General features: G+C 49.4%; 14 protein-coding genes and 5 pseudogenes. 3 read left to right on the top strand and 16 right to left on the bottom strand.

Translation table 11 applies throughout. The annotated features are described in order from the left end of the window. The 9 genes and pseudogenes from IUJ45_RS04225 to IUJ45_RS04270 form a co-directional block, all read right to left on the bottom strand. Entirely contained in the window at positions 1-2,664 is a 2,664-nt protein-coding gene (locus tag IUJ45_RS04225) for a DUF637 domain-containing protein (RefSeq protein ID WP_014580961.1), read from the bottom strand. 144 nt (positions 2,665-2,808) lie between these two features. Beyond that, positions 2,809-3,240, bottom strand: coding sequence for a hypothetical protein (locus IUJ45_RS04230; RefSeq protein ID WP_002214437.1), 432 nt, complete (start codon positions 3,238-3,240; stop codon positions 2,809-2,811). A gap of 15 nt (positions 3,241-3,255) precedes the next feature. Next, positions 3,256-9,201: a two-partner secretion domain-containing protein gene (locus IUJ45_RS04235; protein ID WP_002249444.1), complete on the bottom strand. Its 5,946-nt coding sequence runs from the start codon at positions 9,199-9,201 to the stop codon at positions 3,256-3,258. Between the two features lie 109 nt (positions 9,202-9,310). Further along, positions 9,311-11,053 (bottom strand): two-partner secretion system transporter HrpB, encoded by a 1,743-nt coding sequence (gene hrpB / locus IUJ45_RS04240; protein ID WP_002246393.1) that lies wholly within the window; start codon positions 11,051-11,053, stop codon positions 9,311-9,313. 147 nt (positions 11,054-11,200) lie between these two features. Beyond that, positions 11,201-11,353 (bottom strand): annotated as a pseudogene (locus IUJ45_RS04245) (cysteine peptidase family C39 domain-containing protein); the annotation flags it as partial. Positions 11,354-12,248: 895 nt separating this feature from the next. After that, a pseudogene (locus IUJ45_RS11275) lies at positions 12,249-13,524 on the bottom strand (HlyD family secretion protein). 60 nt (positions 13,525-13,584) lie between these two features. Beyond that, entirely contained in the window at positions 13,585-13,938 is a 354-nt protein-coding gene (locus IUJ45_RS04260) for a hypothetical protein (protein ID WP_002234250.1), read from the bottom strand. Beyond that, positions 13,931-14,158, bottom strand: coding sequence for a hypothetical protein (locus IUJ45_RS04265; RefSeq protein ID WP_002234251.1), 228 nt, complete (start codon positions 14,156-14,158; stop codon positions 13,931-13,933). The genes IUJ45_RS04260 and IUJ45_RS04265 overlap by 8 nt, the downstream gene beginning before the upstream one ends. A gap of 8 nt (positions 14,159-14,166) precedes the next feature. Further along, positions 14,167-15,321: a cupin domain-containing protein gene (locus IUJ45_RS04270; protein ID WP_082308635.1), complete on the bottom strand. Its 1,155-nt coding sequence runs from the start codon at positions 15,319-15,321 to the stop codon at positions 14,167-14,169. Positions 15,322-15,682: 361 nt separating this feature from the next. On the opposite strand from IUJ45_RS04270, the gene IUJ45_RS04275 reads away from it, so the two are divergent. Further along, positions 15,683-15,976: a hypothetical protein gene (locus tag IUJ45_RS04275; RefSeq protein WP_002214458.1), complete on the top strand. Its 294-nt coding sequence runs from the start codon at positions 15,683-15,685 to the stop codon at positions 15,974-15,976. Then, positions 15,973-17,016: an N-acetyl-gamma-glutamyl-phosphate reductase gene (argC, locus tag IUJ45_RS04280; protein WP_002234253.1), complete on the top strand. Its 1,044-nt coding sequence runs from the start codon at positions 15,973-15,975 to the stop codon at positions 17,014-17,016. Before IUJ45_RS04275 ends, argC begins: the two co-directional genes overlap by 4 nt. A 149-nt stretch (positions 17,017-17,165) precedes the next feature. Here the strand turns inward: argC and IUJ45_RS04285 are convergent. The 4 genes and pseudogenes from IUJ45_RS04285 to grxC all read right to left on the bottom strand — a co-directional run. Beyond that, positions 17,166-17,282: pseudogene (locus IUJ45_RS04285) on the bottom strand (IS5/IS1182 family transposase); the annotation flags it as partial. Positions 17,283-18,273: 991 nt separating this feature from the next. Continuing rightward, the gene (gene recG, locus IUJ45_RS04290) at positions 18,274-20,316 is read right to left on the bottom strand and encodes an ATP-dependent DNA helicase RecG (protein WP_002234254.1); all 2,043 of its coding nucleotides are present in this window, start codon (positions 20,314-20,316) and stop codon (positions 18,274-18,276) included. Positions 20,317-20,401: 85 nt separating this feature from the next. Beyond that, on the bottom strand, positions 20,402-20,845 hold the full coding sequence (secB, locus tag IUJ45_RS04295; RefSeq protein ID WP_002226664.1) for a protein-export chaperone SecB: 444 nt from the start codon (positions 20,843-20,845) through the stop codon (positions 20,402-20,404). Between the two features lie 20 nt (positions 20,846-20,865). Next, positions 20,866-21,123, bottom strand: a complete 258-nt coding sequence (gene grxC / locus IUJ45_RS04300) for a glutaredoxin 3 (protein WP_002214462.1) — start codon at positions 21,121-21,123, stop codon at positions 20,866-20,868. A gap of 213 nt (positions 21,124-21,336) precedes the next feature. Here grxC and rng point away from each other — a divergent pair, with 213 nt between their 5' ends. Continuing rightward, a complete protein-coding gene (gene rng / locus IUJ45_RS04305) occupies positions 21,337-22,830 on the top strand; it encodes a ribonuclease G (protein WP_082308636.1) in 1,494 nt (497 codons plus the stop codon). A gap of 34 nt (positions 22,831-22,864) precedes the next feature. Here the strand turns inward: rng and IUJ45_RS11280 are convergent. The 3 genes and pseudogenes from IUJ45_RS11280 to IUJ45_RS04320 all read right to left on the bottom strand — a co-directional run. Continuing rightward, positions 22,865-23,029, bottom strand: a pseudogene (locus IUJ45_RS11280) (two-component sensor histidine kinase); the annotation flags it as partial. 59 nt (positions 23,030-23,088) lie between these two features. Beyond that, entirely contained in the window at positions 23,089-24,339 is a 1,251-nt protein-coding gene (locus IUJ45_RS04315; protein ID WP_002246396.1) for an ATP-binding protein, read from the bottom strand. Next, a pseudogene (locus IUJ45_RS04320) lies at positions 24,335-24,510 on the bottom strand (response regulator); the annotation flags it as partial. The gene IUJ45_RS04315 and the pseudogene IUJ45_RS04320, both read right to left, overlap by 5 nt. Positions 24,511-24,708: the final 198 nt, after the last annotated feature.

Consider the following 24,708-nt stretch of genomic DNA (forward strand, 5'->3'; position numbering starts at 1 on the left):
TTAGTTTCCTTTTACTGGGTATGTAGTAATCAAATTTCCTGACTTATCTGTAAATACTTTAATTGTAGTTGTGGGTTGTCCACCTTCTTTAATAGAAGTAGTACCAATAACTTTTCCTACATCGACAGTCCGCATATATTGGCCATCAGGAGTCATCGATACGGGAGAAGAAACTACTTTATTACTTTGAAGTATAACCTTCAATTCATTTGGGGAGATGGTAAAAACTGAACGGTTATTCGCAATAGGCCTATGGAAGTGCCCCTCAAGAACATGCTCAAAGCCAGCAGATACCGGTTGTCCCGTTTGTCTCATTGGTGTATATCGAGTAGTACTATTCGCTATATTAATTCGTGTATTTACAGCACCTATATTTTTTGATTCTTGTAGTAAGCCATCAAGTTCTTTAACTGTCTGGGTTGGTATAGCCTGCTTGGCCGCCTTCGCTTTCGACAACGCCCCCACAGGCGCTTCCCAAGCGTTGCCTACCGTTACCGCACCCGTGGCGATTCCCGCGCCCGCTTCAGCAGCCTGCGTAACCATGACAGTACAACCAGAAGGATTAGCCATGCAGGTGCTGATAGCTGCTTTACCAGCTGTACCGATCAGCGGAGCTGTCCAACCTGCTGCATAAACTCCATAGCTGGTAATCACAATCGGGCCTGTGATGCCATTACGGATATTGCTTATCCAAATGGCAGCATCCTTATCCTGCGGATTAGTCATCGCACCTGCCGCATGTGCAGGCATAATACTTTGGATGATTTTTTCCAGTGCGGTTTTGTCGGGCTTCTGCGGTTGATGCTTTTTCGCATTGGTAGGGGTGCTGTCAAAATTCAAAGCATTATTCACCACAGCTACCTCAGCCGCATTCGCCGCAGTATTCACATCGCCGCCGTTGAGTGCCGCCACGCTGCCCGCAATAATCTTCGAGTAACTGATAACTTTATGCTTTTCTGCATCGCTGAGTGTAGCAGGGTTTCTGCCGCCAAGTATGGATTCAGCTACGATTTCCCCAACTGCTGCGCCAATTGCCCCATCTTTACATTTTCCCTGTACCAGTCCGCTAACACAACCCGCCAAAGCGTGGGCGAACTGTTTGGCAACATAATCGTCGCTGAAGGTTGTTTTGATTTTGCTGGCGGCTTCCCCTTGGAAGCTATTAACCAATGCTCCCAATGCGGCATTGCCTAAGTTGTCTTTCAAGCTGCCGCCGTTAACGGCGGTATTGATACCAGCTGAGATACCTGCATTGCTGAGGTTGGTGGCCAATCTGCCTCCAAGGTTGGCAATGGTTTGATTGCCCGTACTGCTGAACAGTTCGGTTCTTACCTTGCTGTTCAATTGGGCAATATCTGCTCCCATCTGGTTTAATGCACCCGCCGTCAGTGCGGAAGTAACAATCTGCTTGACCGTATCACTGGTGCCGAGATCTTTTAATGCTTTGCCTACATCGCCTTTATTATTGATGATGGCTACAGCTGCTTGGCTATACAAGGAGGCTAAAGCTGCGGTTTGCATGGCAGCTGCAGTAGAAACAGTGGTAGTTGCTGCCGCTGTCGTTGTTGCAGCTGCGGCTGTACTACTTCCTGCGGCAGTTACGCTACCCGCTGCAGCCGCTCCGTATCCATAAGTTAGAGCGGTTACAATAATCACCACAATCGCTGCACCGGCTCCGGTCAAGCCTTCCTGTTTATAGTCCCATTTGTCGTAGGCCAGCTGCACCTGTTTCCAATCGACGTTCTTGGCCGTCTGAAGCTGTTTCAGGTAGGCGTATTCGGGCTGTTTGGCCAGCTTTTCGATTTCGGTTTTCAGATTGCCTTTGGGAATATCGACAATGTAACCGCCGGGTGCGGACAGTACGGGCGCAACGGGACCGGTGAAACTCGGCAATTGCAAGGTTTCGATGTTACTGCCCCGTCCTGCCTGTTTTTGCCATAGAGCAGATTTGCTGCTGCTCACGGTTTCGTTGTGGATCGTGGTTTTGATGCCTTCGAGGATAATCTTGGCATCTGCCCGTGCCTGCTCACCTACGCCTGCGCGTATGGTTGCGCCACCCAGTGTGGTTTCAAACTGTGTGCCTTGCAGTTTGGTATCCCAGCCCGATTGGAGGTTGGCTGATTCTGCAACTACCCTTGAGGGCAGCGCGGTTTTCATGACTTGGGTGGTGGTGTCGTGTGCTTTGCTGTAGCTGATGCCGAGAAATCTGCGCCTTTTTTGGCTGTCTAGTTTGTCGTAGTTGAGCTCTTCTACGGCATAGAGTGTCAATTTCCGCCCGGCTTCGATGTTAATGCTGCCTTTGGGGGCATCGAATGCGGTGGCGTAGGCGTCGATGCTGCCACCAGATTTGATGTCGATGCCTTGGGATGCGCTGAGGTTTACTGCGTCGGGCTTGGCGTTTTTGTGTTCTTTGACTTCGGTAATGTGTTTGCGGTTGTACCATTTGCCAGTTTTGTAGCTGCGGCGTTCAAAGGTATAGAGTTCGCTCTGTCTCGCATAGTAATATTGGTCACCGTAAGATTGAATTTTGATTTTGCCGTTTTCCGAACTGATATCCGTGGTGCTGAGCAGGATGCGACTGTTCTCATTGGCATACGGTGCGCTAATGCTCACACCGGTTTTACCCGAAAGTTCTGCAGCAAGCGTAGGGGGTGTCTTCAGCACGCACGCGTCTGGGCAGTATATAGGGAATCTGAATATTTACTTGCATAACAAATGCCGTCTGAAAAATTGTGAGCTTTTCAGACGGCATTGAGCCGTAAATCATGGAACGCGTGCGTGCTGAAGCACACACCTTACGCATGGATTTTAGGTTTCATGCAGGCTACAGTTTGTTTGAGAATATGTTTTTTGTATTTCTTTACACTTTTTTTGATATTCAGGGTGAGCTATTAAGAAATCAGATATTGCAATATTAAAGTAATGATATGCTAAATTAATAGGTATAATTAATTCTTCAGGATTGAAATCATCTCCAACTGAAAAATAAATAGAAGGAGCTTTATCAATATACTCAAATCCATTTACCTCTTCATAATCTCCAATCCATCTGGTAGCATCTATTTTTTCATATTGAGCACCTATTACTCCAAAATGTCCGGTAGTTGTAATATTTTTAAAACACTCTAAAAGCGTATCTTTAGTTTCAAATTGGTAAATTGTTTCAAAAAAAATCGAAATAACAAAATGGTTGTTATTTATAGATTTTTTATTTAAGTTTAGAAAAATATTATTTTTCATAATTTTTCCTTTAAATTATTCTGGGTGAATGTTTGTAATTCTTCCTGTATTTACATCAAAATATGATCTAAATTTGATTCCGTCAAAGGTTTCTGAGAATTGAATGACATTTTTTCTTTCCGATATTGATTTAGTTCTTTCATTTTGAGCAATTTTAGAGGCTTTTGAATATCCTTGTGAAGCAGCATTTTGAGCCATTTGAAGTATTTTATCATCAGAAAATTTTTTAGGATTATAAACAGTTTTTATACTTGAAATTTCCTTAAATCCACCATCAGGTTTACCTGTCCTGTCTAGTGTAGGAATCTCATATTTAATTCGGGTAATGCCTTCAATATCAGTTTGGGTTTCAGATTTTACGCGTCCTCCTCGTGAATTTAGTTCTGCCATAAAATTGGTGCGGTTATGGGCTCCTTTAATGCCCTGTTTTTGACTAAAACCATCAGCATTTGCCAGATGTCTTTTTAGGTTTGTATCGAAACTGATGCCTTCCGGGTATTTGACATTAGTAATAGGTGTATTTTGTTTTACAAACCCTCTTGGTATTGGAATGAATCTAGGATTAACTCCTGAAATAAGTGTATAACCTTGGTCGGACATCCATTCGGATAAAGGCTTTGTATTGCCCGATTGAAGCCAAGATTTAGCAGCAGTATTCAAATGATAAGACTGTAAAGCCAAATCTGCTTGGGTGTAAGATTTGCTGAATAATTTATACCATTCATCATCTTTACCAATTAGACCTGCTTCCCAAGATGAATGAAGGCTTCTACTATCGATCAAATGTTGTTTTCTGATTGTTCTACATTCAGTACTACGGGATATATCCGTACATATTGCAATCGAAGCAGCAAGTCTTTTATCAGCAACATTTTGATACTTTTTTACAGTATTTTTTCTGCACAGTTGAGGATTATTCTGTTTGGCGCATGCAGTCATTTCGTTATCAAATTCTCTACCCTCTTTGTCGCTAAGCTGATTATTTTTCACCGCTACCTCAGCCGCATTCGCCGCCGCATTTACATCGCCGCCGACCACACCGCTTACCGTACCGGCAACCAGTTTGCTGTATGCCAAAATCTGTTCGCGTTCTTTAGCTGTCAAAGTGTCAGGATTTTTGCCGTTTGTCAAAGCCTCCCCGACTATCTCGCCCACAGCCGCACCTATCGCACCATCCTGACACTTGCCCTTATTCGCCGCCGCTGCCGCACAGCCCGCTATGGCATGGGCAATCTTGTGGACTATGTAGTGCTGATCCAACTGTTTGATTTTACTGGCTGCTTCTCCATGCGCGGTATTGACCAAAGCCGCAAGGATATTCGCTTCCAGATTGTCTTTCAGGCTGCCGCCGTTGACAGCGGTATTAATCAGTGCGGCACTGCCCGCATTGGCTAGGTTGACGGTCAGGTTGTTGATCCACTGCTTATCGCTGACATTGTTCAGTGCCGAAGCGCCGATTTTGTCGGCTACGCCTGCGGTAGCGGCGGCAACCACCAGATTTTTCACCGTGCTGCTTCTGCCCAGCTCTTTCAGGGTTTTGCCGACATCGCCTTTGTTGTTGATGAACGATACGGAAGCCTGGCTGGCCAAAGAGGCGAATGCTGCATCGGTTGCGGCGGCGGCCGCACCGTTTAATCCCAATACGGCTCCGGTTCCTGCGCCTGAGGTGACCACGGTAACGGCCAGTGCGATAATCGCCGCACCTGCTTCGGTTAAGCCCTCCTGTTTGTAGTCCCATCTGTCGTAAGCAAGCTGCACCTGATTCCAGTTGATGTTTTTCGCTACTTGGAGCTGTTTCAGATAGGCATACTCGGGCTGTTTGGACAGCTTTTCGATTTCGGTTTTCAGATTGCCTTTCGGAATGTCGACGATATAGCCGCCGGGTGCGGACAATTTGGGCGGAGTAGGGCTTTCGAAGCTGGGCAGTTTTAGCGTTTCGATAGTGCTGCCGCGTCCGGCCTGTTTCTGCCATACGGTTGAGTTGGTTTCTAATTTTTCTTCCGACTGGATACGGTTCACAATGCCTTTGAGGATAATTTTCGCATCGACACGGGCTTTTTCGCCTACACCTGCCTGAATGTCGGCACCGGCCAGCGTGGTTTTGAATTCGGTACCTTCGAGCACGGTATCCCAGCCTGAACGGGTGGCTGCAGTTTGGGCGACGACGCGGACAGGCAATTTGGTTTCGTTCAGTTCGTTTTTACTGTAATTGCTCTTACCTACCTTGATGCCGATAAAGCGGCGGCTTTTTTGGACATCCAACTCGTGCTTGTGGATGCCTTCTTCTGCCAGCAGTTGCAGCTCTTCACCCGCAACCAGGGTAACTTTACCTGCAGGGGCATTGAAGCGGGTGGTATTAGCTTCGATGTTGCCGCCTGCCTGAAGCGTGATACCGTTGGCGGTCAGCTCGACGGGGGCTGGCATAATCAGGTGGTCGCGGGTGCTGGTAAACTTGGTTTTTCTGATGATTTTGCCGCTTTTACCTTTGGTTTTTAAGAAGGTATAGGCATCGTTTTGTCCAGCCTCCAGTACAATATCACTATGGGCTTTGATGTCTATGCTGCCTGAGGGAGCTTTGATTTCGGATGCACCGATAATAATACGTGCATCATCGAGTGCCGCAGCTGCATGAATACTTACCCCCGTACGTCCGGTCAAACGTGAAGGCTTGTTCAGAGCAGCTTTGTCGTAGTGACTCTTGTAGGTGGGCTTGCCAATTTCATATTGGTCGGTTATGCCGTCAATCAGAATAGCAGCCGCCTCTGAATCTGCTGCCTTTGGCAATACGCCTGCGGCGTGAAGGTTCAGTTTTTTGGAAGCGGTAATATCGGAACCGCTGATTTCGATGCCTTGTGCGGAAATCAAGTCAATATTTTGTGCAGAAAGCTTGGCTTGCAGGTATTCTTTGCCTTTGGGTTTTTTACCTTTAACTTCCTTGTTGATGGCTTGAATATAGAAAGCGAGACGGTCGCGTTCTTCTTGCAGGGTTGGAATCAGCTTGCTTTTAGGCGAGCTTTTTTTCAACTGCGCAATCTGCTGTTCCAATTCTTTGGATTTTTGGTTGAGTTCAGCCGCTTTTTGTGTAGGAAAATAATTGCTGAATGAGTTGTTTACGGCTTCGATATTCAACTTGCCTTTGGTGGTGGCGACAACCAAGTTTTTACCGGCTGTAATTTTAGAACCTCTTAAATCTGTTTCTCCTGTAACCAGACGGATATTGCCTTTTGCTTCCAATGAGGAAACTTGAGCACTAGGCGCACCTGCATTTCCTCCTTTTGCAGACAACAGCAATTTTCCGCCTGTTTTGATGCTCAGGTCGGTATGCGCACTGATGCGGTTGGCAGGTTCGATGGTTAATGTGCCGCTACCTGCTTCAATATTCAGCCGTCCGGCCAATGGTTTTAATTCGGCATTATCTTCCAAAGTTTTGGTCGAAACGGTACTCCAATTGATGTTGCCGCGCTTGACTAGGGCGGTACCGGCAGTAAGGTTGATTGCACCCGCTCTCAGCGTGGTGTTGTCGGCAATTTGGGAATAGCGCGCATTGAGTGCCAATACACCGTTAGCCACCAGCTTGTTGGCAGAAGGCAGTTTGTCGTTTTGCCAAATCTGGCTGCCGGTAATGCTTAGATGACGGTGTGCGTAGGCATCTACTTGGTTGAGCGTTACCCGCTCGTGTTGTGCATTAAGATGCGTATTATGGGTAGACTCCAGCTTGGTATTTTCTATGCTCAATGCCCGGTCGGAATGAATGTTCAATGCCCCGCTTTTGGCATGGACGTTAAGGTTTTTTAAGTCGGCATTACCACCGTTGTTTTTGATGCTGATGTGTTTTCCGTTGATTGAATTGCGTTGTTTTCCGTCACCAAGCTGAATACCGTTGCCGGCAACCAACGTAATATCTCCTGAAGATGAAGTGATATTGGTATTGTCTGCTTTCAGACGGCCTTTACCAACCGATCCTGCATTGACATCGGCCTTGGCTGTCAGGGTATTGTGACCGGTAAAGTCGGCATTACCGTTGGCCAATAAGGATACATGACCGTCTGCAGAAACAGCATGAAGGCCGTCTGAAACGATATTGCCCTGCAATGCGGTGGTTTCGAGAGCCTTGGCTGCGTTCAGCTTGGTATTGCGAAGCTGAATATTGCCTTTGGCTGCCTGAATGTGCAGATTACCCGAGTTGGTACGCAGATTGGTATTGGTAACATTCAGCGAGCCTGCCTCCACACCCATGTCTTTTGAGGCAGTGAGGGTTTTACTGGTGCCGGTAATATGGGCAGCGTTATCCGATTTCAAATGGATGCTGGCGGCAGACAAATCTTTATCAACATTCAAATTCAGATCTTTACCTGTATGAACATACAGATTGCCGGGAGTATTCAGATTGGTAGTTTTGGCAGTAATGTTATCGTCTGCCAGTAAAGCAAGCTGCTTGCCGCCCTTGATACTGCCTCCGTTTAAGCGGATATCGGAGGTAACTGTTGAAGCTTCCAAAGAAAGCGGTTTGCCTGCTTCGATGTGTGCGGTGTCTTTGGCATCTATTACGGCGGAACTGCTGATGGTGCCGTTGGATAATACGGTAACATCTGCCCCGGTAATGCGTGTGTTATTGCCTAATTCGGCGTTGCCTTTGCTGGAACTGTATACGGTAGTGCCAGTCTGAATACTGGCCTCCTTGATGACGGTACGGCCGCCGGTCGACAGATTGGTCGAACCTTTAGCATTGTTCACATTTGCTTTGCTTTCGATAACCAAATTACGGCCGGCATTTAATACCGTAGCAGCAGGGCGGTTGCCGTTGTTTTGAACGACCGCTCCGTTACGCAAACCGATGTCCTCCCCGGTATCAATAACCAATAAGCCTTTGCTCTCTATCCGGCCGCCATTGGAGATAAATGCGCCTGCTGCGCCTGTTTCGGTGGTTTCGATGGAGAGATAAGTCGGTGATGCTTCAGTGCTGTCGGCAGTGGTGGCGATGCGGCCGCTGTTTTCAATACGGCCGGAGGAAGTAACGATCAATTGCTTGGCCGCTTCGAGTGTGCCCGCATTTTTGACACCCACGCCTTTTTCATTGGCAATCAGGGTAATGCTGTCGGCGTACATACCACCCAATGCGGCAGTATCGAGGGCAACGGTCGGTTTCGTACCTGCTGCCGTTCCTGCGCTGATTTCACCGCTGGCGTAATCTACTTTCTGTGCGCCGGTCGAAACCGCCAGGTTTTTACCCTGCAATTTCCCCTGCAAAGCAACCGCACGGGCAAGCACTTCGGTGTAATCGGCTCCGCCTTTGTCGTTCCAACCTGACGTACCGACGGTCAATGTGCCTTGGCGCACGTCAAATCCCGTCAAGGCACCGTCTTTGCCGATTTGAGGCGTACCGGTGGTTAAGATACCGCGGCCGACGTTTTTAAAGCCGCCGCCATTAACGGTAATGCCGTTGGGGTTGGCAATAATCACGTCGGCCTTTTGACCGCCTACGGTAACGATGCCGTTGAGTTTGCTAGCCGTACCGCGTACCTCGTTCAAAATCAATTGCGCACTGCCTTTGACCAGAAACGGATTATTGTTACGGTCGTTGTTTAACACTGCCCCTTTGTTGTCAACATCAAACTGCGTATAGCGGTTGTGGCTCAATCCGCGTCCATTCGGAGTTTGGATATTCACCAAGGGGGCACCAGTGTTGGTTTTAAGGATAACGACCTGCTGGTTTTTAGGTGCTGATTTGTCGGTGGTAATTTGGGCATGGGCAGGCAATACCATACTCAGGGAAACCAAAGAGCAGACCAAGGTTTTAAGGGTGGTTTTGAGTTTGCCGCAAAGGTCGCCTGAAGTTTTCAGTGAAACAGAAACCGAACTGCCTGCCTGTTTACCTTTGCCCTGGCTGTTGGCAGTTTCGGCTACTGCAACCATGGTGCTGTGCTTTTTACTAAAGATAATGCGATGTAAACCTTTATTCATGTCTATTCCATTTTGAAGATGAACGTACTGCGCGCCAAGTACGTAGGTAAAGTTTGACGGTCTGAGGATAAGGAAAGACCGTCTAAATATCAGTAAAAAAATTCAGAGGTTAGAAACTGTAATTCAAGTTGAAGCCGTAAACGGTGTTGGCCGTCTGAAAACCTTCGGGCTTGTGCAGCGGCTTGCCGGCAAATAAGTCATAAGCAAATATACCGCCTACTTTATGGCTGCCTCTGAAGCCGGCCACTGCACCCGCCAGCCGCTTGCCCGAGGCATATTGGGCACTTTCGCCCGATACCCGACCATAGTCCGCGCCGAGATAGAATTGATGGCGCGGATGGAAATGCCAGCCCAAAGTGTTCTGCCAGTAGAAACCACGCTCTCCGGAAAGGCTCTGTTCACCGTCAAATCCTCGAACGGTGTAGCGGCTGCCGATAGACAACTTGTCTTGGGCAACCAAAGGCGTTTTGTTCCATTGTGCATGGATAGCGGTTTCGTAGGAAAACTGCTGTTTGCCCAACATAAACGGGGCCGCTGCATCCAATCCGGCGGTTATGATTTTCATACGGGATGTGCCTGGAATAGTACCGCCGCCGTTTTCTTCCGGTGCGGGCATACTTTGGCGCATACCGGTACCCCGTTTGTAAGATAACTTGCCGTCCAGTTGCCAGCGGTTGAGGTAAGCACGGTGGCGCAATTCGGCTTCCCAGCCTGCAGAGCGGCGGCGTTGCACTTCGATTTCGGCATCGTCGATGTATTTATAGGTTTGGCGTGTCCATAATTTCATTCCGACTGAAGTTTTATGAAACCTGTTACGCCAAAGCATGCGCTCGGCGGCCAGGCTGCTCTGATATTGTTTGCCGTTGTAATCGTAATTGACGGAATAGCCTTCGGTTGCTTCGTGGTAACGATGTCCATTGTGATTAAAAGAAAACAGCCATTTTTTTACGGGCACCGAATAATGCACGCTGTAACTTCTGGATCCGCTTTCAGTTTCCGTACCGGTGGCATCAGTCAAGTCCGTTTTGTGCACCAAACCGCGTCCATATGAAACATAAAACAAATCGCTTAAGCCCAAAGGGTTATCGAACGATAAAGCGACATTTCCTTGATATTTGCCGGTCGTTTTGCCGCCCGCATCATCTATACCGATACTGAACCGTATGGGTTTATTCTGCTGCCATTTGATCTGTAAATCGCTTTTGCCTTCTTCTTCGGACGGTATAATCTGAATATCTGTTTTAACACTCGACAAACGACGCAGGTTTTCCAAGCCCTGCTCTACATCGCGAAGATTGAGAATTTTGTTCCTATATAAGGGAAATTTGTTATTGAATGTACTAATACTGCCTTCGGCAGACTTCCCATCCCGTTTTTCTTCATAGCGGATATCCCCTATTTCGCCTGCTGATACCCGTAATTTCAGAATTCCCGAATCCATATTCTGTGGTTGGATAATAGCTTGGGAAGTGAGGTAGCCACGCACGATCAGTATCTGTTGCGCAGCTTTTTGTAGCCTGCTCAAATTATTGGAACCTAAACACATCCCAGTTTTAAAAGCTGTTTCTTTCATGAGCACAGAAGGAAGAAAAGAAAATTTGCGCGCCGTCTTATCATCTAAACTAATGTAATTTACCCGAGTACACGGTGTTTCATCTTCACTCAGGACATAATTGTTCTTCTCCAATGGTTGCTCGAAACGGACATTTGCATCAGTTAACAATTCAGCATCTATGTGCTGCTGACGCTGCATGGAACGGATAAGTTCTGCATCGTTTTCATCGGCAGCTAAGGTTTTAAGGGGTATGACAGCCAGGATAACCAACAGACATGGAGCAGGAAAAAATTTCATGACATCAATATTATTTTAGCAATATTTACTATTTTGTCATAAATTTAAAAGTATTTACAGTTATAGAATGAGACCTTTGCAAAATTCCCCAAAATTCCCACCAAGACATTTAGGGGATTTTGGGGAATTTTGCAAAGGTCTCGGACAGTATTTTGAACGCAGTGCGCGTAAATCCGTATGGAAACCATGAAATCCCGCCACAGCCGCCAGACATGCCAAGCCGCATTCTGATATTTCTGTTTGCAGGATAACAGGCAGCTTTTTCTTTAAGCCCAAAGACAGGTTTTGCAGATGGGGCATAGATTTCCTTTTTGAAAAATAGGGATTAGGAAGTTGGATGTATTTTAGAAAGGCCGCCTGAAAAGGTTTCAGACGACCTTTTGCGACTAGCTGCTATTTTATTTAAAGCTTTTCTCTAACAAACGAGCTAATATTTTTCCTGTAATAAAACAGATAAAAAACAGCATCCAATACGTCAGATTGGAAAAATCGGTCGTATAGAGAATCAACATATAAAGAAGCAGCATGATGCCGAGTGCGATGAATTGATAATGTTTGGCAAACATCATGACCTCCTCAACTATTAAGGCAAACCGCCTGAATATTCTCGTTCAATCGTTTCGGCAATTTCCCTATAACGTCGATACCATGACCAGTCGAAATTTTCAATGGCATGGCTCGCAAACGTACCAAATTCAGGCATCCCTATGCGGCTACCTGCTAAAGCTCCGATTGTAGCTCCCCAACCAGGCGGATTACTGAACGTATTGTTTGGCAATCCTAAAGATTTATCAGGATTTCCCGTATCGTTAAGCCCTGCAGATTCGCAAATTTCGCAATAATATGAGCTTTGTTACGCATTACCTGAGCCTCCGACCCAAGTCATTTCATGAACACATATAGTGGATTAAATTTAAATCAGGACAAGGCGACGAAGCCGCAGACAGTACAAATAGTACGGCAAGGCGAGGCAACGCTGTACTGGTTTTTGTTAATCCACTATAAAACTCTCATTTTGAAACTCCTTGTATCGTTAATCAAACAATCAAAAGGGCAGATGCCCTATCCTTGCTTTTACAGACGGAGTGCCTGTAAAAGAGGATGGTTTCAGGCAGTTTTGAAGTTTGTGTTTTTTATTGTCTTCTGGTCGTCTGAAAAGGTTTCAGACAACTTCTTTATCTTTCAGCCTCAAGTCTTACAGTTTGCCCGACATACTATAAATCAGCTCCAATACCCATTCGTACAGCCGCCGTTTCTCGTGCAGGATGTCTGCTTCCAACGTCATGCCGATTTGCAGCGGTTTTTCCTCACCGTATGCAGTGATGGTTGGTTTGTCGGGTTTTATTTTCACGAGATAAACAGGTTCGTTGCTCTTCGCCAAATCGGAGGATACCATGCCCAATCCCGACAATTCCTGTCTGCCCAGTGCCGTTTTTGCTACTGATACGACACTGCCGGAAGCAAGCCCGAATTTTTGATAGGGATATGCCTGATAACGTAGGACAACCTTGTCTTTCGGCTTGATAAAGCCTGCTGCACTGCTGGGGATATATAGATGGGCATATAGCTCGGTACGTTCGGGAACAATGCTCAAGAGCAGTTTGGAAGGATCAACCTGCTGTCCGACTTCGACGTTCGGTATTGCTATATAACCCGACCGTCCTGCACGGATGATTTGTTCAGAGCGCATTTCAAAATCCAAAACTTCTTGAGAAATATCGGCAATGGTGCGTTCAAGCCAGCTTTGTTCTGTCTCATGCCGCTTGGGGGAGGCTGGCCAATGTCAGATTCTGCGTGCGGATTTCCTGAAGCAGCCCGACTTCTTCTCGGCGGTAGGCATCAAGTTTGGCTTTCTGCTCTAAAAGCTCTGCCTTGACATTCATCATTTCTTGTTTTGGCACTGCATCATTGGCGGATAGGAAACGATATTTCTGCAACATTTCTTCCGCAAGTCTAATGCGCCTTTTCTGACCGTCTATCTGTTGCGAAATATGGAGTTCCTGGTTTTCCAAACGTTCGACAGTTGCTTTAAGGCTGCGCGTTTCATTCTCGTGTATCAGCTTCAGACGACCCAGTTCCTGTTCTGCCAACGTTTTCTTCAAAACTGCCTCCGTTTTCAACTGCTGCTGCACGCTACCTCCTGCGCCGAAACGTGAGGTCGAAAGCGCAAATAGCTTGTCGCCAGCCTTAACCTTTTCTCCATCTTCCACGAATTTCGCTGTAATTGTCCCCGTATCCGGTGCATACACCCTGATTACGCCCGATGCAGGTAAAATTTGTCCCTCCACTGTTGTCTTTCGCGTATAGTTACCAAATATCAAAAACAGGATAATCAATAACGCAGATATCGATGCAAATGTCGTCCATAGGGAAAATGACAACGGTCGTGTCAGAATCACTTTACCCGTCAGGCTGGTTTGGCGGGCAACGGCGACTTCGGGACGGAAGAAGGGTTGCTTGGGTCTATTCATAAAATTGAAGTTAAGAAAGTTTCAGACGACCCCTAGAGATTGTCTGGACGATGAGAAATATCAGCAGTAATCTGTACCGTCAGTGTAGCCGTTTCCTGATTTATCTGCTTTTGTTGCGGGAGCAGTTAATCCATGTTCAATCTCAAAGATTGGTCTTCCGTTATAAGGAGGTGCATTAACGGCATCATTTACCCAATTACGAGTCACATTGTATACACCATTTGCACCAGCAGCACCGTAAGCATTTTTCGGCAGATAATAAACTGCCGCTGCGGCAGCAGGTATTGCAACCAAATCCCCCCATGTGGGACCTCCTTTGGTTGTGGCAGCATTAGCTACATTTCCAGCTATATTGTCTGTTACAGGACCTCCCCCTGAAACCAGCTTCAATTCATGAAGTTGAAGTTCAATCATTTTTATACTCCTTTTCTTGGTTGGTATTCCTAAAAATTCGGCTAACAAAAACATATGGCAGATATATTGAAAAAAAATTCAAAGTACCCTGAATAAAATTCAAATTCCAACTATATTTGTTAATGTAGTCGAGAAGAAACATATCTGATAAAAAATATAGCACTTGATAACAAGCTATTACTAATATTACGAAAAATGTAAATTGCTTCCAGTTTTTCATAGAATCCCTCACAAAATTTCCAGAAAATCTAACTCTATCAACTGATAAATCAACTTCCTAACTTCTTCATATTTTCCCTGATTGAAGTTAACCAGTAGATTTTTCAACAATAACGGTTCATTCTTACCGATGTGTTCTAACACTTTTTTCCCCAACTCATCTACGCTTATCTTCATCCCATTCCCAATCAAATATCCCTTTTCCAACGTATCCAAATTATTGGCATTTAATCTCAACCTGACGTCGTCTGAAAGCGGAGTAGCGTTGGGATTCGCGAACTGTTCGAGATGAAAAGCGGTATCGGTACGTTCTTTGCCGAGGAAGTCTTCACTGAAGGCTTCGTAATTGACGGGGTCGGCAATCATGGCAGCAATTTGTGCGGCAGTATCGTTGATACGCGTCCTATCTTGCTCCCAGTCTGAGAAACTGTGGCGCAGACTTTCTATGGTGGGGAATTTCTTCATTAGCCACTCGAGGTAATTATAGCCGTTGGGCGGAAAGGTACCGACAGCGAGGTGGAAGGTTTCACAGCCGAGCGGGATAGGTCTGTGCCACCAACCGCGCGGGATGTAGAGGACATCACCTGCTTCAAGGATAATATCCATATCGATATGTTCAGGAATGGAAATATCAGTATCTTTAGTCTGTTGCATATACAATGGCATAGGGAAATCAGGGGCAGTAAGTTGCCAACGTTTCTTGCCGAAAAGCTGGATGGCATACACATCTCGGATGTCCCAATGGTTTTTATAAGATTCGTCGCTGCCAAAAGCAAGATATCCACTAACAATAGTATGTGCGCCGGCAAAGCGGGCGACTTGACGGGCGATATGGTCTGAAAACGGCTCGTTGTTAATATGGTTATAGACTAACGACGCACCATTCTTCATATGTTCGTAGATAACGGATTTAATAAAACGGTAGCGAGTTTTGCCCAAATCGTCGAAACTTTCGACGTATTCTTCTTTAGGAACGATTGCGCCTTTTTTACGCAGATGAAACAGCGGTGCGGTTGGGTCTGCTCGTTGGTATATCTCGTTGATATCTTTCCAAGATGCGGATTCGAGATTCCGAACCGCTCCTTTAAAGAGCTTGGGCTTTTGATACAGATAAGTCTGTCGGAACGTTTTAGGACTAATGCCGAAGTCGAGATGGATGCTCATTACTTCCCCTTACTCAGAAAATATTTAAAATTTATAATGTTACATATATTTACAAATATTAAAGTTTTTTTTGTGTGTGCGTCAAGGAATTGTTGCCAATTTTGTTATAGTGGATTAACAAAAATCAGGAAAAGGCGACGAAACCGCAGACAGTACAAATAGTACGGCAAGGCGAGGCAACGCTGTACTGGTTTAAATTTAATCCACTATAAAAATTTGTTTTGTTTCCAAACGAAAAAAAGCGGTTTGTTTTTTGTTGTTAACATTTTTATTGTAATTAAATAAAAGGTCGTCTGAAAACGGTTTTCAGACGACCTTTTGCTATAATCGGGCTTCATCGCCCCGTTCGGTTTGGAACCTTATGAAAACCCTCGTCCTCCTCCTGCTTTCCTTCTCCACGACCACCGCTTTCGCCGCATACGGTTTGGGTTTGGGGCAGGCACCGAAATATCCTGCCGACTTTCGCGCCTACGGTTATGTTTATTCCGGACGGCAGGGCTGGGTTTTAAAAACAGAGGCGGATGCCATTAAATTAGACACGCTTTTCAAACGCTTTGTGTACCGTCCTTCCGCCGCCAATCAAAACCCCGTCGGACAAGCCGTCGGACAGCGTTCGGACGGCATACCCGCCAACCACACAAAGGAAAAACCATGAGTAAAAAAATCAAAGTCGGCATTGTCGGCGCGACGGGCTACACGGGCGTGGAACTGCTGCGCCTGCTTGCCGCCCATCCCGATGTCGAAGTCGCCGCCGTAACCAGCCGCAGCGAAGCGGGAACTGCAGTTGCCGATTACTTTCCGAGTTTGCGCGGCGTGTACGGCCTCGCCTTCCAAACGCCCGACGAGGCAGGTTTGGAACAATGCGACATCGTCTTCTTCGCCACGCCCAACGGCATCGCCATGAAAGACGCGCCGCGCCTGATTGAACAGGGCGTGCGCGTCATCGACCTTTCCGCCGACTTCCGCATACGGGACATTCCGACCTGGGAACACTGGTACGGCATGACCCACGCCGCCCCCGACCTCGTTTCCCAAGCCGTGTACGGATTGAGCGAACTCAACCGCGAAGCCGTCGCACAGGCACGCCTCGTCGCCAACCCCGGCTGCTACCCGACCTGCGTATCCCTGCCGCTCGTGCCGCTGTTGCGGCAATGCCGTCTGAAGCCCGGTATGCCGCTGATTGCCGACTGCAAATCCGGCGTGTCCGGCGCGGGCAGGAAAGGCAATGTCGGTTCGCTGTTGTGCGAAGCCGGCGACAACTTCAAAGCCTACGGCATAGCCGGACACCGCCACCTGCCCGAAATCAGGCAGACCATCGCCGGGCTTCAGGACGGCATCGCCGAAGGATTCGTGTTCACGCCGCACCTCGCGCCGATGATACGCGGTATGCACGCCACCGTTTACCTCCACCTTTCAGACGGCATCTGCCCCGAAACCATCCTGCGCGACTATTACCGCGACAGCCTGTTCGTGGACATCCTGCCCGCCGGTTCGACACCCGAAACCCGCAGCGTGCGCGGCGCAAACCTCTGCCGCATCAGCATCCAACAGGCGGCGCAATCCGATGTGTGGGTCGTCCTTTCCGTCATCGACAACCTCGTCAAAGGCGCGGCGGGACAGGCGGTGCAAAATATGAACATCATGTTCGGACTGAAGGAAACACACGGCTTGGACGCAATCCCCCTGCTCCCCTGAAACGCAAACGGCAAACCGCAGGTATCGTGCCTGCGGTTTTTTGATGCCATCTGAAAGTGGCGGTTTTTTAGGTTCAGACGGCTTTTGGCTCATTATTCCGCGAAAACAAAAATCTAAAATACCGTCATTCCCGCAAAAGCGGGAATCTATAGTGGATTAAATTTAAACCAGTACAGCGTTGCCTCGCCTTGCCGTACTATCTGTACTGTCTGCGGCTTCGTCGCCTTGTCCTGATTTAAATTTAATCCACTATAGTTTATCCGGCTTCAGCGATTTCCGACACATTTCCACACGCTTCAATTTCGTCATTTCTCCGGTTTCAGTCATTGCCGATAACACCGTGGTTTTTCATTTCTAGATTCCCGCCTGCGCGGGAATGACGGCGGAGGGCTTGCCGTTTTTCCCGGTAAATACCTGCAATTTAAAATCCCATCATTGCCGTGAAAACAAACCAAAAACCTAAAATCCCGTCATTGCCGCGAAAACAAACCAAAAACCTAAAATCCCGTCATTCCCGCAAAAGCGGGAATCTAGTTTATCCGGCTTCAGCGATTTCCGACACATTTCCACACGCTTCGATTCCGTCATTTCTCCGGTTTCAATCATTTCCGATAACACCGTGGTTTTTCATTTCTAGATTCCCGCCTGCGCGGGAATGACGGCGGAGAGCTTGCCGTTTTTCCCGGTAAATACCTGCAATTTAAAATCCCATCATTGCCGTGAAAACAAACCAAAAACCTAAAATCCCATCATTGCCGCGAAAACAAACCAAAAACCTAAAATCCCGTCATTCCCGCAAAAGCGGGAATCTAGTTTATCCGGCTTCAGCGATTTCCGACACATTTCCGCACGCTTCAATTTCGTCATTTCTCCGGTTTCAGTCATTGCCGATAACACCGTGGTTTTTTATTTCTAGATTCCCGCCTGCGCGGGAATGACGGCGGAGGGCTTGCCGTTTTCCCGATAAGTCTCTGCGGCTTCCCATTATCGGGTTTCCGTCCACTTGGGAATAACGGGATTTGAAATCATGAAAATGTGTCAAAAATAATATAGTGGATTAACAAAAACCAGTACGGCGTTACCTCGCCTTAGCTCAAAGAGAACGATTCTCTAAGGTGCTGAAGCACCAAGTGAATCGGTTCCGTACTATTTGTACTGTCTGCGGCTTCGTCGCCTTGTCCTGATTTTTGTTAATCCACTATAAAAAATCAGATTTCCGTTACACTTTTTTTTCTAATATTTCAGACGGCATTTTGCTCACACGCCCAAATAACCTTCCCTGCCGGAAAGCCATCTTGCCAAATGCGCTTCGACGATTTCGGGGTTTTGCTCAATCAGCAAAGGGGCGGTTTCGCGCGCCTGTTCCAAAAGGTGCAGGTCTTCTTCGAGTTTGGCGAAACGCAGCATAGGCACGCCGCTTTGGCGCGCGCCGAGAAACTCGCCCGGGCCGCGGATATTGAGGTCTTGGCGGGCGATTTCGAAGCCGTCGGTGTGTTCGTAGATGACTTTCAGCCGCGCTTTGGCGAGTTCGCCCAAGGGTTCGGCAAACAGGAGGACGCACACGCTTTCTGCCGCGCCGCGCCCGACCCGACCGCGTAATTGGTGCAGCTGCGCCAAGCCCATGCGCTCGGCGTGTTCGATGACCATCAGGGCGGCATTGGGCACATCTACGCCGACTTCGATGACGGTGGTGGCGACCAAGACGTTCAGCCCCCCCGAAGAAAACCGCGCCATCACTTCGGCCTTTTCGGCGGCCTTCATGCGCCCGTGTACCAGTCCGATATTGAGTTCGGGCAATGCCGTCTGAAGCCGGGCGAGGGTTTCGGCGGCGGTTTGCAGTTGCAGGGTTTCGCTTTCTTCAATCAATGGGCAGACCCAATACGCCTGCCGCCCTTTTCGGCAAGTGCCGAGGACGAAGCCTTCGACTTCGGCGCGGCGGACGTTGTTGACGAGGCGCGTTTTAATCGGTGTGCGCCCGGGCGGCAATTCGTCGATGACGGACACGTCCAAATCGGCGAAAAAACTCATCGCAAGCGTGCGCGGGATGGGCGTGGCGGACATCATCAGCTGATGGACTTCACGCCCTTTGTTTTTGAGGGCGAGGCGTTGGGCAACGCCGAAACGGTGCTGTTCGTCCACAATGGTCAAGCCCAAATTGTGAAACGCCACGCCGTCTGAAAACAGGGCGTGCGTGCCGATGGCGATTTTGACGCTGCCGTCGGCGAGTTTGGCTTTGGCTTCGTCTTTGGCTTTTTTACGCAAACTGCCAAAAAGGCGGACAACTTCAATACCCAAAGGTTCGAGCCATTGTTTAAATTTAATAAAATGTTGTTCGGCAAGGATTTCAGTGGGCGCCATTACAGCCACCTGCGTGCCGGATTCGATGGCGGTCAGCGCGGACAAGGCGGCGACGATGGTTTTGCCGCTGCCGACATCGCCTTGCAGCAGGCGGTGCATCGGGTAGGTTTGCGCCATATCGCGGCAGATTTCGGAAACAACTTTTTCTTGTGCATCAGTCAGGGCAAACGGTAAGGCGTGGCGCAGGGCTTGGGTCAATGTGCCGTCGCCGCCCAATGCCGCCGCCGTGCCGCCGATACGCTTCTGTCGCGCCAAGCGCATCGAAAGCTGTTGCGCCAAAAGTTCATCGAATTTGAGCCGTTGCCATGCAGGCAGCGTGCCGTCTGAAAGCTGATGAATCGTGAAACTCGGCGGCGGCGAATGCAAAAGACGCAGGCTTTCGGCGAGGTGTGGCAGCTTCAGACGGCACAGCAGGGCATCGGGCAGCGTGTCGTGCAGCGGCGTAACGTCCAACGCCGTCTGAATAATACGGCGCAAAGTGGGCTGGTTCAAACCGTTTACGGTCGGGTAAACCGGCGTGAGGCTTTCCGCCAAACCGCCGCCCTCGGCATCGCGGATTTTGGGATGAATCATCTCGTCGCCGTAAAAGCCGTGTTTGATTTCGCCCACGGCGCGGATGCGTTTGCCGACCGCCGTCTGTTTCTGATGGCTGGCGTAAAAGTGGATGAAGCGCAGAAAAAGGACGCTGCCGGAACCGTCGGCGATTTGGACAATCAACTGCTTGCGCGGTTTGAACGTTACTTCCTGATGGATAACCTCGCCCTCGACCTGGCACGGCACGCCAATCGGCGCGTCCTTAATCGGCATAATGTGCGTCTCGTCCTCGTAACGCAGCGGCAGGTGCAACACCAAATCCCACGCGGTATGGAGGTTGAGTTTGTCGAGCTTCTTGGCGGAAACATCGGTGATTTTGAGCTGTTTCTGGGTTTCGGGCGACATCATAGGCAGATTCCTTTGGACGCGCCTATTTTATCCGAAAACAAAAATGCCGTCTGAAACGGATTCAGACGGCATCGACAGGCAGGAATCAAGCCCCGGCGGCTTCGGCTTCCTGCTGTTGTTGGTAAATCGCCTCAAAATTAATCGGCGCGAGCAGGACGGGCGGGAAGCCGGCGCGCGTTACCGTACCGGAAACCGCTTCGCGCGCGTAAGGGAAGAGGATGTTCGGACACGCCACGCCGAGCAGCAGGTCGGCATCTTCTTCGGGGATGTTTTCCAAACGGAAGATGCCGCTTTGGGTTACTTCGTTCAAAAACATCGTGCGCTCGTTATCCAGCTTGGCGGTAACGGTTACGGTAACGTCCACGTTGTAGTAGCCGTCTTCCAGCTTTTGGCTGCCGGTGGAAACGCGCATATCCACTTCGGGCTCGCCCTGTTCCAAAAAGATTTGCGGCGCGTGCGGCACTTCCAAAGACAAGTCTTTGACATACAGTCGCTCGATGCTGAATACGGGTTGCAGTTCTTCGCTCATTTTGTTTTCCTAGTTGGGGGTTAAGGGTTCAGCAGTCCGTCCAGCCCGCCTTCCTGCTGGAGGCGGTAGAGGTCGGTAAATCCGCCGACGTGCGTTTCGCCGATGAAAATCTGCGGCACGCTGCGCTGTCCGGAAAGCTGCTGCATTTCGGCAAAGGCTTCGGGACTTGCATCGACACGGATTTCGTCGATATGTCCGACACCTGCCGCGTGCAGCAGCCTTTTCGCCATCGTGCAGTAGGGGCAAAACGGACCTGTGTACATGGTAACGGTCTGCATATTGGGTTTCCGAAAGTTTTGCAATGATAATCAATATAGGGGCATTTCCCCCGTTTGGCAAGTGCGGAACAGATGCACGTTCAAACGGCATGTGCGGAATGTGTCAAAGTTTCTTTTTTAAAGTATGATAGACATTGTGAAAAATATTTTTGCACCCGCGCTGCGCGGCGGAACGGATGCAAAAATATTTTTATTACATTTTCAGGAAAAACCATGTTGTCAGGACTCCCCATCCCCAAAGACATCGCGCGCCCGCCCGAAACGATATTGGTCAACATCACGCCGCAGGAAACGCGCGTAGCGGTGTTGGAGGAAAACAATATCTGCGAGCTGCACATCGAGCGCAACAGCGAACACAGCCTAGTCGGCAATATCTATTTGGGCGTGGTGCGCCGCGTGCTGCCTGGGATGCAGAGCGCGTTTATCGACATCGGCTTGGAACGCGCGGCGTTTTTACACATCGTCGATGTCCTCGAACAACGCCGCAACCCCGAAGAAACCCAGCGCATCGAACATATGCTGTTTGAAGGGCAGTCTGTTTTGGTGCAGGTCATCAAAGACCCGATCAACACCAAAGGCGCGCGGCTTTCCACCCAAATCTCGCTGGCGGGGCGTTTCCTCGTCCATCTTCCGCAAGAAGACCACATCGGCGTGTCCCAACGCATCGAAGACGATGCCGAACGCAGCAGCCTGCGCGAACGCCTCGACAAGCTCCTGCCGGAAAATGCCTGCCGGGGCTACATCATCCGCACCAACGCCGAAAACGCCACCGACGAACAGCTCCAGTCCGACATCGACTACCTGACCAAAGTGTGGGAACACATCCAAGAACAGGCGAAAATCCGGCCGCCGGAAACCCTGCTTTATCAGGATTTGCCCTTGAGTTTGCGCGTGTTGCGCGATATGGTCGGCTGCGACACGCAAAAAATCCTCGTCGATTCCACCGTAAACCACGGCCGCATGACGCGTTTTGCCGAACAATACGTCCACGGCGCATTGGGCAGGATAGAATTGTTCAAAGGCGAACGCCCGCTATTTGAAACCCACAACGTCGAGCAGGAAATCAGCCGCGCCCTGCAACCGCGCATCAACCTCAACTTCGGCAGCTACCTGATTATCGAATCCACCGAAGCGATGACCACGATAGACGTGAACACCGGCGGCTTCGTCGGCGCACGCAATTTCGATGAAACGATTTTCCGCACCAACCTCGAAGCCTGCCACACCATCGCCCGCGAATTGAGGCTGCGCAACCTCGGCGGCATCATCATCATCGACTTCATCGATATGGCGCAGGAAAGCCACCGCGAAGCCGTGTTGCAGGAGCTTGCCAAAGCCCTCGCCTTCGACCGTACCCGCGTTACCCTGCACGGTTTTACCAGCCTGGGACTGGTCGAGCTGACGCGCAAACGCTCGCGCGAAAACTTAAACCAAGTCCTCTGCGAACCCTGCCCTTCCTGCCAAGGCAGAGGCCGTCTGAAAACGCCGCAAACCGTATGCTACGAAATCCAGCGCGAAATCGTCCGCGAAGCGCGCCGTTACGATGCCGAAAGTTTCCGCATCCTCGCCGCCCCCAACGTCATCGATTTGTTTTTGGACGAAGAATCGCAATCCTTGGCAATGCTGATAGATTTCATCGGCAAACCGATTTCTTTGGCAGTCGAAACCGCTTACACGCAGGAACAATACGATATAGTGCTGATGTAAAAAATGCCGTCTGAAGCCTTCAGACGGCATCTGTCTATTTCAGGGTTTCCTTGTCCAACAACGCCCGTATCAACAGACCGTGTCCGAAACGTCGGCTGTCGGTCAGTTCCAAATGTCCGCCGTATTTTTTGGCAACAGGCTTTATCGGCAACCCGATTTCTTTATTTCTCTGGCAGTCGAAACCGCCTACACGTAGGAACAATACGATATTGTGCTGATGTAAAAAAATGCCGTCTGAAGCCTTCAGACGGCATCTGTCTATTTCAGGGTTTCCTTGTCCAACAACGCCCGTATCAACAGACCGTGTCCGAAACGTCGGCTGTCGGTCAGTTCCAAATGTCCGCCGTATTTTTTGGCAAGCGTGTCGGCGATGGACAGACCCAGCCCCGTCCCCTGCTGCTCCGTTCCCAAAATACGGTAAAACGGATCGAGGACGCGGGCGCGTTCGGATTCGGGAATGCCGTTCCCGTTATCTTCCACCCACACGGCGAGATATTTCCCTTCGTCCGTGAAACCCAAATCGATCCTGCCTTCGGGCGGCGTGTAACGTACCGCGTTGTCGGCAAAGGTTTTAATCAGCGTATAGATTTCCGTTTCGTCGGCAGACACTTCGACATCGCCTCCGACCGCCACGCCGATGTCCTGACGTTTTTCCAAAGCCAGCGGCATCAGTTCCTGCAACACTTGGCGGAAACGGCTTTGCAGACCGAATGTCGTTTTCGTCAGAGGGGTTTCATCCGACTGCGAACGCGCCAGTGCCAAAAGCTGTTCGAGCAGGTGTTTGTTGCGCCTGATGCTCTGCTGCAAAACGGCAGGCTGCCGCGCTGCATCGGGTGGGAGCGACATATTGTTGAGCCGTTCCGCCTGAAGGGAAAGGGCTGTCATCGGCGTACGCAATTCGTGTGCCGCGTCGGCGACAAACCGCTGACGGTGGCGGATGTCTTCATCCGCACGTTTCAAAAGCAGGTTGATGGCGGTTACGAACCCTCTGATTTCACTGGGAATATTGTCCACACTCAAAGCAGACAGGTCATTGATTCGGCGTTGTTCGAGACTTTGCGACAATTTGCGGACGGGGCGCATGGCTTTGTGCGTAATCCACACGGTCAGCAGTATCATCAGCGGCAGTGCCGCCAGCAGGGGCAACACGCTTTGCCGTGCCGCATCCGCCGCCAAATCTTCACGGTATTCGTTTTCCTGCATAACGGCAATCCGTCCCTGTTCGGTCGTGCGGATATAGACGCGGTAATAATCGTCGTCCCCGTCCGCCTGAAGCGTGTGCAGACCGTCCGCCAGATGCGCAGGCAGGCTGACAACAGGGTCTTCCTGCTGCGGCATCTGCACGAAAATGCGCGTATCGCCGTCGCCCTCGGGCAAAGTTTCGGGTTTGGAATCGGGTGCGACGTACAATGCCGCCTGACGGAGCAGGTCGTCCTGCAACGCTTCCGTTTCGTGGAAGGTTTCGTAGTAGGAAAACATACCTGCAAGCATTGCCAGCGGAACAAACATCCAAACCGTCCCGCCCCAGCAAACCCAAATCCAGCAGCATCAAGTCATAAGGCTGGGCAGCGGCAGCCGCGCGCCGTTTTTGACCCAATCCACCGCATAGCCGCCGTCTTTCAAACTTGCCGACACCGCCTCCGCAATCATCGCATCGTCTTCCACCAGCAAAACACGCATCAACTTTCCCTTCAAAATAAACCGTGCCTATTCTAACACCCCAAAATTAGCCGCAATTTAGCGGCCTTTACGCTTGCCGGTATTTTTCAAAACTGCGGCACAAAAAACCGCGCCGGCAACTGCCTTCAGACGGCATTGGGGCGCGATTGCAACACACGGGCAGGCAGAGCCTGCGACAGACCACAGGAACGATTCAGG

The sequence above is a fragment of the Neisseria meningitidis genome, assembly GCF_022869645.1.
GTDB classification, from domain to species: Bacteria; Pseudomonadota; Gammaproteobacteria; order Burkholderiales; family Neisseriaceae; genus Neisseria; species Neisseria meningitidis.